Genomic DNA, 16,939 nt, shown 5'->3' on the forward strand with positions numbered 1-16,939 from the left:
TCGGCGAGCAGCTCACGCACCTCCTCGGCGATGAACATCATGAAGTTCTCGACGAATTCCGGCTTGCCGGTGAAGCGCTCGCGCAGCACCGGGTTCTGGGTGGCGATGCCGACCGGACAGGTGTCGAGGTGACACACGCGCATCATGACGCAACCCGAGACCACCAGGGGCGCGGTCGCGAAACCGAACTCCTCGGCGCCGAGCAGGGCGGCGATCATCACGTCGCGGCCGGTCTTCATCTGACCGTCGACCTGAACGACGATGCGGTCACGCAGGCCGTTGAGCAGCAGGGTCTGCTGGGTCTCGGCCAGGCCGAGCTCCCAGGGTCCACCCGCGTGCTTGAGCGAGGTCAGCGGCGACGCGCCGGTGCCGCCGTCGTGGCCCGAGATGAGCACGACGTCGGCGTGTGCCTTGGACACACCGGTGGCGACGGTGCCGACACCCGGCTCCGCGACAAGTTTCACGTGAATCCGAGCCTGCGGGTTCGCGTTCTTCAGATCGTGGATCAGCTGCGCCAGATCCTCGATCGAGTAGATGTCGTGGTGCGGCGGCGGCGAGATCAGGCCGACGCCCGGCGTGGAGTGACGCACCTCGGCGACCCACGGGTACACCTTGTGCGCGGGCAGCTGGCCGCCCTCGCCCGGCTTGGCGCCCTGGGCCATCTTGATCTGGATGTCGGTGGCGTTGGTCAGGTAGTGCGCGGTGACACCGAAGCGACCCGACGCGACCTGCTTGATCGCCGAACGACGCCAGTCGCCGTTCTCCTCGACCTCGAAGCGAGCGGGGCTCTCGCCGCCCTCACCGGAGTTCGAGCGAGCGCCGATGCGGTTCATCGCGATGGCGAGGGACTCGTGCGCCTCGGCGGAGATGGAGCCGTAGCTCATCGCACCGGTCGAGAAACGCTTCACGATCTCGCTCGCGGGCTCGACCTCGTCGATGGAGATCGACGCGCGCTGGTTCGACTTGAACTTGAACAGGCCACGCAGCGCCGCCAAGCGCTCGGACTGATCGTCGACCAGCTTGGTGTACTCCTTGAAGATCGAGTACTGACCGGTGCGGGTCGCGTGCTGGAGCTTGAACACCGTGTCCGGGTTGAACAGGTGGTACTCGCCCTCACGACGCCACTGGTACTCGCCACCGACCTCGAGCTCGCGATGCGCGCGCTCGTTGCGGTTCTCCAGGAACGCGACGCGGTGGCGGATGGCCACCTCTTCGGCGATCTCGTCGAGACCGATGCCGCCCAGCGCGGAGCGCAGGCCGGTGAAGTACTCGTCGACCAGGTCCTGGGCCAGGCCGATGACCTGGTACAGCTGGGCGCCGTTGTAGGAGGCGAGGGTGGAGATGCCCATCTTCGACATCACCTTGAGCACGCCGTTGCTGGCCGCGGTGCAGTAGTTCGCGACGGCCTTGCGGAAGTCGGCGGCCAGATCGCCGGTGCTGCCCGGAATCTGCAGCGAGCCGCGCTCGAGCATGTCCTCGATGGTCTCGAAGGCCATGTACGGGTTGATCGCGGCGGCGCCGAAACCGATCAGCAGGGCCATGTGGTGCACCTCGCGGGCGTCACCGGCCTCCACGACCAGGCCGACCATGGTGCGGGTCCGCTCGCGCACCAGGTGGTGGTGCACCGACGAGGTGAGCAGCAGCGACGGGATCGGCGCCAGCTTCTCGTTGGACTCACGGTCGGACAGCACGATGATGCGCGCGCCGCCGTCGATGGCGGCCGAGACCTGGGTGTTGATGGCCGCGAGCGCCTTGCGCAGACCCTCGCCGCCCTCGGCGACCGGGTACAGACCGCGCACGACCACCGAGCGCAGGCCCGGCTGGCTGCCGTCGTCGTTGATGTGGACGAGCTTGGCCAGCTCGTCGTTGTCGAGAATGGGCTGTTCGAGCGCGATCATGCGACAGGAGTCGGGGCCCGGGTGCAGCAAATCGGCCTCGGGGCCGAGGTTGCGCTTGAGGCTGGTGACGACCTTCTCACGGATGGCGTCCAGCGGCGGGTTGGTGACCTGCGCGAACAGCTGCGAGAAGTAGTCGAACAGCAGACGCGAGCGGTTCGACAGCACCGCGATCGGCGTATCGGTACCCATCGAGCCCAGTGCCTCGCCGCCGGTCTTGGCCATCGGCGTGATCAGCAGGTTCAGGTCCTCGGTGGTGTAACCGAAGATCTGCTGACGGATCAGCACGCGGTCGTGCGACATGTGCACGTGCGGGCGGTCGGGCAGGTCGGCCAGGCGGCTGACGCCCTCGTCGAGCCACTGCTGGTACGGCTGCGCCGCGGCCAGCTCCGACTTGACCTCTTCGTCGGTGACGATGCGGCCCTGCTCGGTGTCGACCAGGAACATCTTGCCCGGCTGCAGGCGGATCTTCTGGACCACGGTGGCGGGGTCGATGTCGAGCACGCCGACCTCGGAGGCGAGCACGACGAGGCCGTCCTCGGTGACCCAGATGCGACCCGGGCGCAGACCGTTGCGGTCGAGCACGGCGCCGATCTTGGTGCCGTCGGAGAAGCACACCGCTGCCGGGCCGTCCCACGGCTCCATCAGCATCGAGTGGTACTCGTAGAACGCGCGCCGGTCGGGGTCGAGGTTCTCGTTACGCTCCCACGCCTCGGGAATCATCATCATGATGGCGTGGTGCAGTTCGCGACCGCCCAGGTGCAGCAGTTCGAGCACCTCGTCGAAACGCGCGGTGTCGGAGGCGCCGGGGGTGCAGACGGGGAAGATCTTCTGCAGCCGGTCCTTGCCCGCTTCGTCCTTGCCGAACACGTCGCTGCGCAGCAGCGCCTCACGGGCGCGCATCCAGTTCTCGTTACCGGTGACGGTGTTGATCTCACCGTTGTGGGCGACCCGGCGGAACGGGTGCGCCAGCGGCCACGAGGGGAAGGTGTTGGTGGAGAAGCGCGAGTGCACGATGCCGATGGCCGACTCGACGCGCTCGTCCTGCAGGTCCAGGTAGAACGCACGCAGCTGGGGCGTGGTGAACATGCCCTTGTAGATGAAGGTCTGGCCGGACAGGCTCGGGAAGTACACCGATTCCTTGCCGACGGTGCCCTCGCCGGGGCCTGCCTTGCCGAGCTCGTGCTCGATCCGCTTGCGGATCACGTAGGCGCGACGCTCCAGGTCCATGCCCGAGAGCTGCTCGGCGGAGTTCTTCGGCGAGCCGATGAAGATCTGCCGGAAGGTGGGCATGGCATCGCGGGCCAGCGCGCCGAGCGAGGTCTCGTCGATCGGCACCTCGCGCCAGCCGAGCACGGCCAGGCCCTCTTCGGTGACGATCTTCTCGACGCCGTAGGCGGCCCGCGCGGCTTCGCGGCGGGCCTGCGGCAGGAAGGCGATACCGGAGGCGTAGGAGCCTTCCGGGGGCAACTCGAAAGCGGCGCCTTCTTCGGCGAGGATCGCACGGAAGAACTTGTCCGGGAGCTGCAGCAGGACGCCCGCGCCGTCGCCGGAGTTCGGCTCGGCACCCGCAGCACCGCGGTGCTCCAGGTTCAGGAGGGCCGTGATGGCCTTGTCGACGATGTCTCGACTGCGTCGTCCATGCATGTCGGCAACGAACGCGACGCCGCAGGCGTCGTGTTCGAATGCCGGATCGTAGAGCCCGGTGACTCCGGGTGACCTGTGGCCAGGAAGTTGCGTCATGCCTCTGCCTTCAAGAAAGTCGGCTGTCGATGTCGGCCACCCAGCAAGCTGAGCGTGGGCCCTTCGTCGTTTCGCCTCCGTCAAGACTGCGTCCGTACGATCCGAAACCAGCGACGGTGGTGGTTTGCGGCGTTGACGTAGTTGGGGTGCTCAGAGGTAACGGGATGCTTACTTCTCCCTTACCTCTGCGCGGGGTTTCACCCGCTACTCTTGGCCCGGTTTCACCGGACCTCGAACAGGTGGTTGTGCCGAACTGGGTGCGTTCGGCGTAAGAGCAAACGATAAGTCAGACCGCAGACCCAACCAACTAAGGTTGTGCTAAGTAACCCGTCTAGCTGGGGTTTGTAACGGCTGCTTGCATCGTCGCGCGCGTCGTCCAGTGTAAAGCAGACCGGGGACCGGATCGATCCCGGACAACCCCCGCCTACCTGCGTGAACACTGTCGACGAGCAGACTCGGTTCCACCGTCGGCCGGGGGCCGAAAGCTGAACTCACCTGCACCGCAGCAGATTTCCCTGCAGATGCCCTGGTCAAACCTCCCACCTCCGCTAACCAGGGGTGGGGACTGTGAGATATTCCCGACACGGGCCCCCACAAGCGCTCCAGTCAGCCGACCGTACGGTCTGTATTGCGAAATGTGCGCCACAGCACACTGCTGGCAAACTTCTGGCAGTGTCGTTCGACACAAATCGGGCACGGACGGCGGTGCGGCCCGGCTCGCCGCGCGCGACACGCCGAGGTCGGCACAGAAATGTTTCGGTCAGCGCGATGAGTCGGCCCATTCGACTGTGAGGCTGACCACAAGCAGTACCTCGGCACTCGGTGTGTCGGTGTCCGGCCTGTCACGCTGACACAACGAATCCATGCCAGTTTCGCCTTATCTATCAGTTTCGCCATGCCCAGTGGAGCGCACGACCCGGGGAGAACTCATGACCGGCTTACTCACCTGGCTCGGCGGAGGCCTCGCCTCGCCACGGCGCCGGGACCACGAATCGGGCGCCGACCTGGCTTTCAGCCATGAACAGGGCCGTTATCTCGTCACCGGTGCCGCCGTGACGTTGTTCGCCGTGATCGCCGGTCTCGTCGCGATGTCCGCACTGCTCGCCGCCGACGCGGGCGTGCTCGTCGCGGTGCTGTTCGCGCTGGTCATCGCCGTCGCCGCGGGAGCGCTCGGCCGGGCGCTGGCGACCACGCGGCCCGGTGCGGACGACGATCGGTTCGGTATCGCGGCCCGGATCGGGGTCGGGGTGCTGGCCGGGGTCTTCGTCGCCGAACTCGCCGCCACCGTGCTGCTCGGCGGGACCGTCGACCGGGAACTGGATGTGCGCGCCCAGGCGAGCGCCGAGAACGCGCCTGCCGTGGTCGCCGCCCGCACCTCGTTCGACCTCGCCACCGCCGACCGGGCCGCGCTCGATCTGAGTATCGCCAAGTCGCAGGCCGACATCGACCGCGCGCTGGTGATCGCCCGCTGCGAGTACAACCCCACCGCGGAATGCCCGCGGACCAGAATCACCGGGGTACCGGGTCGCGGTCCGGAAACGCAGACCGCCAACGACATGCTCGACGACGCCCGCAAACAGCTCGCCACGGCGCAGGGCCGCATCGAGGGCCTCGACCAGCGGGTTCGCACCGAATCCGCCGCGCTCGCCACCGCGCGGACCAGCGCGTTCGCCGACGGCGACCGTGGCTTGGGCGCCCGCTGGCTGGCCATGAACAGCTACACCGCGTCACACGCGGGCGCCGCCGCGCTGCGCCTGCTCATCCTGCTCGCGGGCATCGTCGTGGCCCTGCTGCCGCTGCTGCTGCGCTGGTGGCGCGGGGAAACCTCGCTCGACCGCCGGGTCGACGCCGCGGAGGTGGCCGATCGGGCCCAGCGCGAGGCCGACGCCGCCATCGCGGTGAAACGCGCCGAAGTACGCACCGAGACGGCCGCCTTGCGCGCCGAACACGAGCTCACCGCCGCGCAACTGGCCATCGAAGCCGATACCGTGATCGATCGAGAACGTCAGCGCACCAGGATCATCGCCGCGATCGGCGGTTTCGAGCTCGGGTTCACCGAGCCGCATCGAAAGGACGACTCCGTGTCTCTGGAGCCGAACGCCACATCGCAGCTGCCCGCGGGGTACGTCCAGCACGCGCTGCCCGCCGGCACCGCCGGGGCTCTCGTCCCCGCCCACCAGACGCCCACGCAGCAGCCGCCCGCGCAAGCACCGGCCGGCGGTGGCGGATTGGAGTTGCCGATCATCGGGACGGTGCCGTTCACCGACACCGCCGCCCGCTGGATCCGTCCGCTGGTACCGGCTTTCGTGGCCAATGCCTTCGACTCGGCCACCCACCCGATGCGGACCGCGCGGCAGGCGTTCGAAGAGGTCGAAGAGGTGACGTTCACGCTGCGCCGCACGCGCAAGGTCACTGTCGACACGCAGGATTCCGCGCAGCAACAGCAGGTCCCCGCCGGATATCAGTTGCAGGGTCAGCCCGCGCAGGGTTTCCTGCCGCCCGGCGCCTACCCGCAGCAGCAGTACCAGCAGCCGTACCAGCCGTACGCCCAGCAGATCGCCTCGAACGTGGTCGACGCGCCGTCGAGCCGCTTCCACCCGGACCCGCGTCAGTACCCCTCGGCGCCGAATTACACCGCGCTGCCGGCCGGTCAGGGCAACGGCCTGCCCGAGGCGGACAGCCACGGCGAGCTCGCCGGCGGAAACGCCAACGAGCTGCCCGGCAACCGGCGTCAGCTGCCGCCCGCCCGCTGATCGCACGGGGTGGCCGACAATCTCGGCCACCCCGGCTCAGCCGCGCGTGGTCTTCGTCCGCACCGCGCTGTAGGCCGCGAACAACAGCACCGCGACGATGCCGAGCACCGTCAGATGGATGCCGCTGACGAACGCCTGGTTCGCCGACGACAGGAACTCCGCCGCCACCGCGGCGGGCAGCTCACCGGCCACCTCGACGGCACCACTGAGCGAACCCGACGCGGCCGCCACGGCGTCATCCGGCAACAAGGACACGTCCAGACCACGCCGGAAGATCGCCATCACGGTGCTGCCGAGCAGGGCGACACCCAGGGCAAGACCCGTTTCGTAGGCGGTCTCCGAGATCGCCGCGGCTGCACCGGCGCGTTCCTCCGGCGCCGATCCGACGACCAGGTCGGCGGCCACGGTCATGGCCACACCGGCACCCAGACCGATGCCGACGAACCCGAGCACGAACGCCTCGGCGCCGCTCACCGCGTCGACCGCGAGGAAGGCCGCCGCGCCGATCGCGGTGACGACCAGCGCACCGGCCAGTACCAGCGCCGCACGCCAGCGCCGCACGAGCCAGGCTGCCGCCAGCGAACCGAACACGCTCGCCGCGAGCCCCGGCAGCATCAGCAGACCCGCCTCCAAGGGCGTGCGGCCGAGCACCAGCTGCAGATACTGCGATCCGAAGAACAGCACGCCCGCCAGCGCGAACACCGCGAGCAGGTTGGTGAACACCGCAACCCGGAACCGCGGCAGTTCGAACAGCCGCAGGTCGAGCATCGGATCGGTCAGCCGACGCTGCCTGCGCACGAACAGCACGGCCGAGACCACACCGACCAGGCCGACCAGCAGCGCGCCCACCGCCGGACCGTGCGCGGCGGTTTCCTTCACCGCGTAGACCACCGGCACCAGCGCCAGCATCGACAGCAGCGCGCTCAGCGCGTCGAACCGGCCCGGGTTCGGGTCACGTGATTCGGGGATGAGCAGCGGGGCGAGGGCGAGCAGCACCAGCATCACCGGCAGGTTCACCAGGAACACCGAGCCCCACCAGAAGTGCTCGAGCAGCCAGCCGCCGACCAGCGGACCGGCCGCGGCGCCACCACCGGCCATCGCGCTCCACACACCGATCGCGACGGTGCGCTGACGCGGGTCCTGGAACATCGATCGGATCAGGCCGAGGGTGGCGGGCATCAGCGTGGCGCCCGCGACGCCCTGTAGGACGCGCGCGGCGATCAGCATCTCCGGCGACACCGCCCACGCGGCCAGCGCCGAGGCGATGCCGAAGCCGACCGCACCGATCAGCAGGAGCTTGCGCCTGCCGATCCGGTCGCCGAGATTGCCCATCACCACCAGCAGACCGGCGAGCACGAAGGAGTACACGTCGATGATCCAGAGCAGCTGTGGCGTGCTCGGGGCGAGGTCGGCGCTGATCGCGGGCACGGCCAGGTCCAGCACGGTCGCGTCCACGGCGAGCAGCAGCAGGGCCAGGGCGAGTACGCCGAGGCCCGCCCACTCACGCGGGGTGGCGCGCGTCGGGGTGAGTGCTGTGGGGGTGTTCATCGGTCTCTCGTCTTTCAGGTTGGTAAACCGTCCAGACGGTACAGTAACAAGAAAACCGTCCAGACGGTACAGTGATTGCCGTGAGCTCTGACACCCGCGATCGCATCCTCGATGCCCTGGAGACCCTGCTGCTCGAACGCGGCGCGGCACAGATGACCCTCGACAACGTCGCCGCCGCGGCGGGCGTGTCGAAGGGCGGGCTCCTCTACCACTTCAAGAGCAAGGACGCCCTGCTCGTCGGCCTGGTCCAGCGGCTCGGCGAGCGTGCCCGCACCCAACTCGACGACGCCAGATCGAGCGGGAGCTCCATCGCCGAGTGGTACCTGCAGACGCCCGACCCCACCGCGCAGGACGACGCTGTAGAACTCGCCCTGTACCGCTCACTGCTGGCGACCATGCGCACGATCGACGCGTCGGCGGGCAGCGAACCCGACGAGGTGCAGCGCGCGCTCGACGCGGTGATGGCGGCCTGGTCGGACAACCTCGAGACCGAGGTGGACGACCCCGTCCGCGCCGACACCATCCGACTGGTGGGCGATGGGGTCTACCTGCGCGCCCTGCTCGGTCTGCCGCAGATCGAACCCGCGCGCTACCGTGCCGTCGTCGACAACCTGCTCCAGGGTTGAGTGCACATTTGTACACCGAACGAAGCTGCGGACAACAGGCCGGTCGACAGACCGGTGGACGGTCACAAAACTAGGTGCGACCAGTTGGTATAGCCACCTGACCGAGGCAGTGACCTGCGCAACTCTGTGGCCGACACCGGCTTCACCGGTTTACAGTTCAGAAGTGATCAACCGCGATGGACCGGCGGGCGCGGCACGATCAGCGCCATGGGGCTCGCCGCTGCTCGGGCCAGTCGACGAGGCATCGAAGATCCGTCGAGTTCGGGTGCAGTTACTACTCACCGTCCCGCTGCTCATCGCCAATCTGATCGGCATCGCCATGGTGGTGGTGCTCGCGGGCTTCGTGCTGCCCGGTCCCACCGTGTTCACTCGGCAACTCCTGCTGGTCAACAGCGTGTTCACACCACTGTGCGCCGCGCTCGCGCTGGCGGGCGGCACTGTGTGGGGCACCGTGGCCGGGGTGCGCTCGATGGGCTGGGCCACCGATCCCGAGCACGTGCCGACGCCGGCCGAACAGCAGGTCACCGTGTCGGCGCCGCGCTGGATGGTGCTGCAGCAGGCCATCCTGTGGACGCTGACGTTGACCGTGCTCACCATCGTCTACGGGGTGCTCGAACCGGCGCTGATCCCCAAGGTCATCCTCTCCACCGGCGCCGCCGCGATCGTCGTGTGCGCCAACAGTTACCTGATCATCGAATTCGCGCTGCGCCCGGTGACCGCGCGCGTGCTGGCCGCCGACCCGCACCGCCGGCGTGGCATCGGCGTGTTCGGCCGGACCATGCTGTCGTGGTTCGTCGGGGTCGGCGTACCGGTGGCGCTCACGATGACGGTGGCGGTGTGGGCGCTGGCCGATCCCGCGGTGAGCAAGGCCAGGCTGGCGGTGTGCATGCTCAGCCTCGGCGGCTCCGCGCTGGTGTTCGGGTTGATCCTGATGGCCCAGGTCGTCGCGGCGACAGTGGCCCCGATCAAGGGGGTGCGCCAGGCGCTGCGGCGCGTGGAGAACGGCGACCTCGACGCCGAGATCGCCCTCTACGACGGCACCGAACTGGGCGAACTGCAGAGCGGCTTCAACACGATGGTGCACGGGCTACGCGAGCGGGCGATGATCGAGGACCTGTTCGGCAAGCATGTCGGCCACGATGTCGCGATGGCGGCGATCGCCTCCCAGCCGGTGCTCGGCGGCACCGAAACCGAGGCAGCGGCCCTGTTCATCGACATCATCGGCTCCACCACGATGGCGGCCACCCTGCCCGCACCCGAGATCGTCGGCATTCTCAACCGGTTCTTCGACATCGTCGTCGACGAGGTGGAACGGCACGGCGGGCTGCTCAACAAGTTCGAGGGCGACGCGGCGCTGGCGGTGTTCGGTACCCCCGCTCCCCTCGACGACCTGGCTGGATCGGCGCTGTCGTGCGGTCGGGCGATCCAGCGCCGATTGCGCGACGCCTCCGATCTCGACGCGGGAATCGGTGTCGCGGCGGGACGGGTGGTCGCGGGCAACGTCGGTACGCACAATCGGTACGAGTTCACGGTGATCGGTGACGCTGTGAACGAGGCGGCTCGGCTGTGTGAGCTGTCCAAGCAGCACGACGAACGTTTGCTCACGTCGGCGACCACGCTTGCTGCTGCGGCCGACTCAGAATCCGCGCAGTGGATTCTCGGTGAGACGGTCACGCTGCGTGGGCGTTTGAAGCCCACGCAGGTTGCGCTGCCGAGGGTATCGGCGTCGGTTGATGAGCGGTCAGCTGTCGGGCGCGGGTCCGCCGATGTTCGGTAGGAATTGTCAACCGTAAAACCGGGCCAGGGGCGGGTGTACCTTGCTGTGTTTGTCGGAGCGCTGACGCGCTCGAGTCGGGGCCCTTCGGGCCCCCGATCTTCCCTCCCTCCGGGTACTCCTTCGTCGCACCCTCCGGTCAGTCCAGATCGGGGCGGGCCCCTCTCGGTAAAGACATACCGGGCGGGGCGGACGGGATTGACTAGACTCGGCCCGTGCGTCCCGCCGATACGGTTGGCGTCGTGAGGGCGGGAGTCGATCCGGCACCGGTGCCTGCGCCGGGGCCGCCAACACCGCCGACGGTGCCGATCCGCCCCTTGCGTTTCCGCGAATTGCTCGATGAGCCGTTCGCCCTGATCCAGGCCCATATCCGGACCTTCGCGGTGCTCGGCGGCAGTGCGCTCGTGATCGGTGTGCTCGTCGCGCTCGGGGTGACCGGTCTGGTTTCCCACCTCACCGACGGCTCCGACGCGGGCACCGCGTGGGCGGCGATCCTGGCGACCGCGGCCTGCGTGTGGGTGGTTCGCCTGGTCCTGCGCGGCGCGACCGTCGCGATCGCGCTCGCCGACTTCCACGGGGTGCGCTACGGCGTGCTCGACGGGTTGCGGGCCGCGGGCAGGCAAGTGACGCCGCTGGTGCTCGCGCAGATCATGTTCACGCTCACCGGGATCGGGGTGCTGCTGCTCGGCAGCATTCTGGTGATCACCTATCCGCTCGCGCTGATCTGGCTTTCGTATGTCCGGGCGCGGCGGTTCGTCACCGAACCGGCGATCGTGGCCGAGCACGCGGGTTTCGGTGTGGGCGTTGCCCGTTCGAAGGAGCTCGTGCAGGGTGCCGACTGGTCGACCGCGGGTCTGTGGCTCACCCAGCGGTGCATCTTCGCGGTCCTCGCGGTGCCCGCGTTCGGAATTCCGTTCTTCCTCTCCGACTTCTCCGGCACTCATCGCTGGGCTTTCCTCACCCTGCTCGTCGGCGGGTTTCTGCTGGTGGTGACCGTGAGCGAGATCGTCGAGGCGACCAGCCGCGTGCTGTGCTACATCAGCCGGCGGTGTGTGCGCGAAGGCATGGACATTCGAATTCCCGGTGATCGCCGGTGACCGAGTTCCCTGACGGCGTCCCACCGCAGCCCCGTCTCGGCGCCGCCGCCGAACATCGCGCTGCCGCCGAGAACGCCGCGCGCCGCCGCGATTACGACCGCGCACTGCGCGAACGCTTCCGCGCCGTCCTGCGCGGACTCGAACAGGACGGCAGCTTGCCCGTGCGCCGCTCGCGCACGGCGCAGGAGACCGCCGACGACGCGACCACGGCATTGCCGCTGGAGCAGTCCACCGAATTGCATCCGGCGGCAAGGAGTTTCGACGAGGTCGTCTACGGCGGACGTAGCGCCACCGAGGACGAGTACCGTCGGCTCGAATACGCCGACCGGTACTCCCAGTCCGCACCACCTCCCGTTCTCGATCCGCTCGAGGTCGAGGTGGTCGAGCGAGAACCCAAGCAGCGCAGGAAGCTTCCACCCCTGCCCCCGATCCTGCGCAGCCCCCGCTTCTGGGCGGTGCTCGCGGCGGGACTCGCCATCGCCCTGCTGGTCTACGCCACCATGCAGTCGTGCGGCGCCCCCAACGCACCCCACCCGCCCGATCTGCCCAACCCACCCGACCCGCCCGAGCCACCTCCTGATGACAACGACCTCGATTTCGGCAGCGGCAAGGACTCGATCTTCACCCGCCTGCCCGGCTGGCTGGCGTTCGGCGGCTTGCAGTTCCTGCTCGCCTTCGTGGCGCTGATCTGGTGGCGGGCCCGCAGGCGTGGCGCGCTGGTCGGCGAGCCGCGCCCGGTCGAGGTCCCCGCGAACGAGCTGCTCGCGGGACAGGCGGGCCTGTATCGCCGCTCCGGCGACGTGGCCCATGTGGCCCATGTCCTGCGCGCGGCGACGCTGCGCCGGATCACACCACGGCTGGGCGGCGAACTCACCGGCGATCAACTCGTCGAAGCCGTGTCCAGCCGTCTCGGCGTACCCGGTCGGCAGATCGGCACTGTCCTGTTCGGCGAGGTGCCGGACGAGACAACCCTCCATTACATTGCCGCACACCTCGAATGGATCGAGACGGAGCTCGGATGACAAATATTTCCAAGGACGCTGTGCTGCTCGAGACGCCGAGCGCGCAGGAGGCCGCGGCGGCACTGGCCGCACTGCGCACCGAGATCGGCAAGGCGGTGGTCGGCAACGACCAGGCCGTGCTGTACCTCGTGCTCGCCCTGCTGTGCCGCGGTCACGTGCTGCTCGAAGGTGTTCCCGGCGTGGCGAAGACGCTGCTGGTGCGCGCCCTGGCCACCTCGCTGGCGCTCGAGCACGCACGCGTGCAGTTCACCCCGGACCTGATGCCGGGCGATGTCACCGGATCCCAGATCTACGACCCGCATTCGGCCGAGTTCACCTTCCGCAAGGGTCCGGTCTTCACCAACCTGCTGCTGGCCGACGAGATCAACCGCACCCCACCGAAAACCCAGTCCTCGCTGCTGGAATCGATGGAGGAGCGCCAGGTTTCGGTGGACGGTCAGCCGCGTCCGCTGCCCGATCCGTTCGTGGTGGTCGCCACCCAGAACCCGATCGAGCAGGAGGGCACCTATCCCCTACCCGAGGCGCAACTCGACCGGTTCCTGTTCAAGGTCGACATCCGGCTGCCCGACCGCGACGACGAGTTCCGCATCCTGCAACGCCACGCGAGCGGCTTCGACCCGCGCGACCTCGGCGCCGCTGGACTGCGCCCGGTCGCCGGACCCGAACACATCGCGGCCGCGCGCGCCGCGGTGGGCCAGGTGACCGTGAGCCCGGAGGTGCTGGCCTACATCGTCGATCTGTGCCGCGCCACCCGCTCCTCCCCCGCCGTCGCGCACGGCGCGTCCACCCGTGGCGCGACCGCGTTGCTGGCCGCCGCCCGCGCCTTCGCCTGGCTCAACGGCCGCGCGTACGTGACGCCCGACGACGTGAAAACCGTGGCGATGGCGGTACTTCGGCATCGCTTGCAGTTGCGGCCGGAGGCCGAGCTGGACGGGGTGAGCACCGAGGGCGTGCTCTCGTCGTTGCTGGTCTCGGTGCCGGTTCCGGTCTAGCGACGTGGTGGTCACAGGCCGGTTCGCGCTGCTCGCCACGGTCGCGGCGGCGGTGGTGATGTTCGTGGTGCCCACGTGGGCCGGCGTGCTCGGCGCCTGCGCGGTGCTGGTGGCGCTGCTGCTGACCGATATCGCGCTCACCGCGCGGGCGGATGCACTGTCGCTGACCCGTGATCCGCTGACGGTGGTGCGGCTCGGACGCGGCACCGAGGTGGAGCTGGCGGTCACCAATACCGGCGCGGCCACGGTGCGGGGCCTGCTGTGGGACGCCTGGCCCGACAGCGCGCGTGCCGACATCCGCGAACACCAGCTGGATCTGGCCCCGCACACCCGAATCCGGCTGCGCACCAGCCTGACTCCCACTTATCGCGGTGATCGGGTCGCAGGCCCGGTGACGGTGCGGCTGCTCGGTCCGCTGGGTCTGGCCGGACGGCAGAGCCGGATCGACGTGCCTGCCAGGGTGCGCGCGCTGCCCGCGTTTCGCAGTGAACGGCTGCTGCGTTCGAAGGTGAAGCGGCTGCATCATCTCGAGGGGCGCAATGTCGCCAATACGCGCGGGCAGGGCACCGAGTTCGATTCGTTCCGCGAGTACGTGGCGGGCGACGACGTGCGCAGCATCGACTGGCGGGCCACCGCGCGCGCGAACGACGTGCTGGTGCGGACGTGGCGGCCGGAACGCAACCGGCACATGCTGATGGTCCTCGATACCGGGCGGGCCGGCGCGGGCCGGGTCGGTGAGGGAACGCGGCTCGACAGCGCGATCGAAGCGGCGCTGCTACTCGGTGGTCTGGCCGCCGCTGCGGGCGACACGGTCGACCTGCTGGCCTACGACCGCCGAGTCCGCGCGGAAGTGAGTGGCGTAGGCGGTAATCAGCTGCCTTTGAAACTTATGCACACCCTCGCCGGGGTTACTCCACAGCTGGTGGACACCGACACCGACGGGCTGGTACGCACCGTGATCTCGCGGGTTCGACGGCGGGCATTGATCGTATGGTTCACCAGCCTCGACGGGCCGACCGTCACCGAGCACCTGTTGCCCGCGCTGCCGACGCTGACGCGGCGTCATCGGGTGCTGATCGTCTCTGTGATCGATCCCGACATCGCGGCGGCGGCGAGTGACCGTTCGCAGGTCTACACGGCGGCCGCGGCCGAGACCGTGCTGTACGAGCGCGCGCTCGTACAGGAATCGCTGCGGCGGCGCGGGGTGGCCGTGGTGGCCGCGGCACCCGATCGACTGCCCGAGGCGCTGGCCGACGAATACCTCGAGCTCAAGCGGTCCGGCTCGCTGTGATCGGTGGCATCGCGAATTGTGCACAACCGCACGTGGTTGTGGACAACCGCAGTTTCCACCGGTACTCACAGTTCATCCACCGACTCACCAACAGATTCATCCACAGGTGGGTTTGTGCACAGGTGGGTTCCCGCGCAACCTGATTCGTGCACAGGCGATTCATCCACAGGCTGTGGAGCTACACCCGTGAAAGCTGCTGTCGCCGAGCGAGAATCGCGCCGAGCACGTGATAGGGCGGGTAGCCGACGGGCACCGGGCAGCGCAGTGCGGCGCACATGGCCTCGACGAGCTGGGTGCCCAGATAGTGCTGTGTGGGCGGCGTCAGCGTGGGCAGCCTGGTCAGATACCGCCGTGCCGCCGCGGCCAGTTCGTCGGAGATCCCGCTCGGATCCAGCTGCGCCGACCAGCCTGTCAACCAGGGCGGGGCGACCGCCAGCGACGGTACCGGCATGGTCTGGCGGGTGTGCACAACTACCGTCCCGGCGAGCACGTCACCCACTCGTCTGCCCTCGCGCGAACACAGCGACGTGACAACCGCGACCGCGCCGAACGCACCGAGCATCCAGAAATCCACAATCGCGCCCGCGAGGCCGCGGGTGAGCGCGTGCCGGAAGTCGATCGGCCCGGCGTCGGCGCGCACAACACGCAGGCCGAAGGCCAGCTTGCCCAGTGATCGGCCGCGCGAGACGGTTTCGCTGACCACCGGATAGGCGATCAGCACGGCAACCAGCGTGATGACCGCCGTCACCGAGAACCAGGCCGAGTCGGCATCGGTGGCCAACAGCACGAGCATCAGGACATATTCCAGCGTCGCGGCGAGGGCCAACTGGAGCATCAGGTCGAGCAGAAAAGCGCCCGCACGGCTGGGGATGCGCGCGATGGGGAGGTCGAGCGCCACCGCTTCGCCGGTGGTGAATTCAGCCATGTGGCTAGCATTCCCGATATGGACACCGATGCCTACAGCTGGGCACGTCAACGGTCGTGGTATCGGCTCGATCAGCTGGTCCGCCAGCGCAAGCTGTCCGGCGCGGAGGCCGACGAGCTGGTCCGGTTGTACCGGTCCACGTCGCAGCAGCTGGCGAGATTGCAGGGGCACCACCCGGATCCGGAGCTCGTCGGCCGGCTGAGCGCGCTGCTGGCGCGGGCCCGTGGGCGGGTGCTGGCGGCGCGGTCGCAGCCGTGGCGCGAAGTCGGCCGGTTCTTCACCCGGCACTTTCCCGCGGCTGTGTACAGAGCTTGGCCGTGGTGGTTGGGGACAACTGCGATCTTCCTCGGCGTCGCGGGCGTGATCGGCGTGCTTGTGGATCGTTCGGCGGCGGCCCGCGATGCGCTGGGGATACCGGAGGGCGACCTGTCGGATGTCACCGGACCTGGGGGTTCGTTCGAGTCGTACTACTCCGCCCACCCCAACGAGGCCTTCGCCGCGAAGGTGTGGACACACAATTCGCTGGTATCGGCGATCGCGTTGTTCACCGGTGTCCTGATCCTCCCGGCTGTGTACGCACTGTTCATGAATGCGCTGAATCTGGGGATAACCGGTGGATTGATGGCCGAGGCGGGGCGACTGGATTCGTTCTTCGGCTTCATCCTGCCGCACGGCACGCTGGAGCTCACCGCGCTGTTCGTCGCGGGCGGGGTGGGGTTGAAGCTCGGGTGGACGCTGGTCGACCCGGGTCGGCGCAGCAGGGCGGCGGCGATGGCCAGGCAGGGGCGTGCGACCGCGACCGTGGCCCTCGGGCTGGTGTGCGTGCTCTTGGTATGCGGCCTGCTCGAGGGTTTCGTGACGCCGAGTCCGCTGCCTGCGCCCGTACGGATCGCACTGGGGTTCGCGGCCGAGGCGCTGTTTCTCTACTACGTCTTCGGGATCGGCAGGCGGGTGGCCGAGGAACAGGATGCCGCGGCGGTGGTGCCGGTCGCGGCGGCGGATCCGGCCGATCGGTGGCTGATGACGCCGGCGAAGGCCGTTGACCGGGCGTGAGTTCGCAACTGTGCGTGCATTTGTGAGGCCGACAACTCCGAGCACACCGCGTCGGGACAGCACCGGACAATCGGCAGCTACAGAAGGTTAAGAGACGGTGACGAACTCCCCCATTTGAGTTCCGCTGGCCGCAGCGAGTCGGGCTCGAACTGCGGCCAGCGTTACCGTCAACTGTACACAATCGTTATGCCCACGCAACCCCCAACGCGCAGGTCCGGGG

General features: G+C 68.6%; 11 protein-coding genes. 8 read left to right on the top strand and 3 right to left on the bottom strand.

The window, feature by feature from the left end:
- Positions 1 to 3,638, bottom strand: a 3,638-nt coding sequence (gene gltB / locus ACFWF3_RS03035) for a glutamate synthase large subunit (protein WP_379312225.1), incomplete at its 3' end; no start/stop codon positions are given.
- 929 nt (positions 3,639 to 4,567) lie between these two features.
- Here gltB and ACFWF3_RS03040 point away from each other — a divergent pair.
- Positions 4,568 to 6,391 (top strand): DUF4407 domain-containing protein, encoded by a 1,824-nt coding sequence (locus ACFWF3_RS03040; protein ID WP_379312226.1) that lies wholly within the window; start codon positions 4,568 to 4,570, stop codon positions 6,389 to 6,391.
- A gap of 36 nt (positions 6,392 to 6,427) precedes the next feature.
- Here ACFWF3_RS03040 and ACFWF3_RS03045 read toward each other — a convergent pair whose 3' ends face one another.
- The gene (locus ACFWF3_RS03045; RefSeq protein ID WP_379312227.1) at positions 6,428 to 7,939 is read right to left on the bottom strand and encodes an MFS transporter; all 1,512 of its coding nucleotides are present in this window, start codon (positions 7,937 to 7,939) and stop codon (positions 6,428 to 6,430) included.
- Between the two features lie 80 nt (positions 7,940 to 8,019).
- On the opposite strand from ACFWF3_RS03045, the gene ACFWF3_RS03050 reads away from it, so the two are divergent.
- The 6 genes from ACFWF3_RS03050 to ACFWF3_RS03075 all read left to right on the top strand — a co-directional run bounded on the left by ACFWF3_RS03050 (position 8,020) and on the right by ACFWF3_RS03075 (position 14,741).
- On the top strand, positions 8,020 to 8,565 hold the full coding sequence (locus ACFWF3_RS03050) for a TetR/AcrR family transcriptional regulator (RefSeq protein WP_379312228.1): 546 nt from the start codon (positions 8,020 to 8,022) through the stop codon (positions 8,563 to 8,565).
- A 163-nt stretch (positions 8,566 to 8,728) separates the two neighbouring features.
- Positions 8,729 to 10,342 (top strand): adenylate/guanylate cyclase domain-containing protein, encoded by a 1,614-nt coding sequence (locus ACFWF3_RS03055; RefSeq protein WP_378989402.1) that lies wholly within the window; start codon positions 8,729 to 8,731, stop codon positions 10,340 to 10,342.
- Positions 10,343 to 10,581: 239 nt separating this feature from the next.
- Positions 10,582 to 11,436: a hypothetical protein gene (locus tag ACFWF3_RS03060; protein ID WP_379312229.1), complete on the top strand. Its 855-nt coding sequence runs from the start codon at positions 10,582 to 10,584 to the stop codon at positions 11,434 to 11,436.
- Positions 11,433 to 12,458 carry a DUF4129 domain-containing protein gene (locus ACFWF3_RS03065; RefSeq protein ID WP_379312230.1) on the top strand — a complete coding sequence of 342 codons (1,026 nt, stop codon included), beginning with the start codon at positions 11,433 to 11,435 and terminating at the stop codon, positions 12,456 to 12,458. The genes ACFWF3_RS03060 and ACFWF3_RS03065 overlap by 4 nt, the downstream gene beginning before the upstream one ends.
- Positions 12,455 to 13,450 (top strand): AAA family ATPase, encoded by a 996-nt coding sequence (locus ACFWF3_RS03070; RefSeq protein WP_378634537.1) that lies wholly within the window; start codon positions 12,455 to 12,457, stop codon positions 13,448 to 13,450. Before ACFWF3_RS03065 ends, ACFWF3_RS03070 begins: the two co-directional genes overlap by 4 nt.
- A 4-nt stretch (positions 13,451 to 13,454) precedes the next feature.
- Positions 13,455 to 14,741 (top strand): DUF58 domain-containing protein, encoded by a 1,287-nt coding sequence (locus tag ACFWF3_RS03075; RefSeq protein WP_379312231.1) that lies wholly within the window; start codon positions 13,455 to 13,457, stop codon positions 14,739 to 14,741.
- Between the two features lie 178 nt (positions 14,742 to 14,919).
- Here ACFWF3_RS03075 and ACFWF3_RS03080 read toward each other — a convergent pair whose 3' ends face one another.
- Positions 14,920 to 15,666, bottom strand: coding sequence for an RDD family protein (locus ACFWF3_RS03080; protein ID WP_379312232.1), 747 nt, complete (start codon positions 15,664 to 15,666; stop codon positions 14,920 to 14,922).
- An 18-nt stretch (positions 15,667 to 15,684) separates the two neighbouring features.
- Here ACFWF3_RS03080 and ACFWF3_RS03085 point away from each other — a divergent pair, with 18 nt between their 5' ends.
- Positions 15,685 to 16,719: a stage II sporulation protein M gene (locus ACFWF3_RS03085; protein WP_379312233.1), complete on the top strand. Its 1,035-nt coding sequence runs from the start codon at positions 15,685 to 15,687 to the stop codon at positions 16,717 to 16,719.
- Positions 16,720 to 16,939: the final 220 nt, after the last annotated feature.

The sequence above is a fragment of the Nocardia sp. NPDC060220 genome, assembly GCF_042727815.1.
GTDB lineage: Bacteria > Actinomycetota > Actinomycetes > Mycobacteriales > Mycobacteriaceae > Nocardia.

Excerpts from the sequence above, each read along its gene's own strand:
- ACFWF3_RS03040 (WP_379312226.1), top strand. The coding sequence starts at position 4,568 with ATGACCGGCTTACTCACCTGGCTCGGCGGAGGCCTCGCCTCGCCACGG.
- ACFWF3_RS03045 (WP_379312227.1), bottom strand. The coding sequence starts at position 7,939 with ATGAACACCCCCACAGCACTCACCCCGACGCGCGCCACCCCGCGTGAG.
- ACFWF3_RS03070 (WP_378634537.1), top strand. The coding sequence starts at position 12,455 with ATGACAAATATTTCCAAGGACGCTGTGCTGCTCGAGACGCCGAGCGCG.
- ACFWF3_RS03080 (WP_379312232.1), bottom strand. The coding sequence starts at position 15,666 with ATGGCTGAATTCACCACCGGCGAAGCGGTGGCGCTCGACCTCCCCATC.
- ACFWF3_RS03085 (WP_379312233.1), top strand. The coding sequence starts at position 15,685 with ATGGACACCGATGCCTACAGCTGGGCACGTCAACGGTCGTGGTATCGG.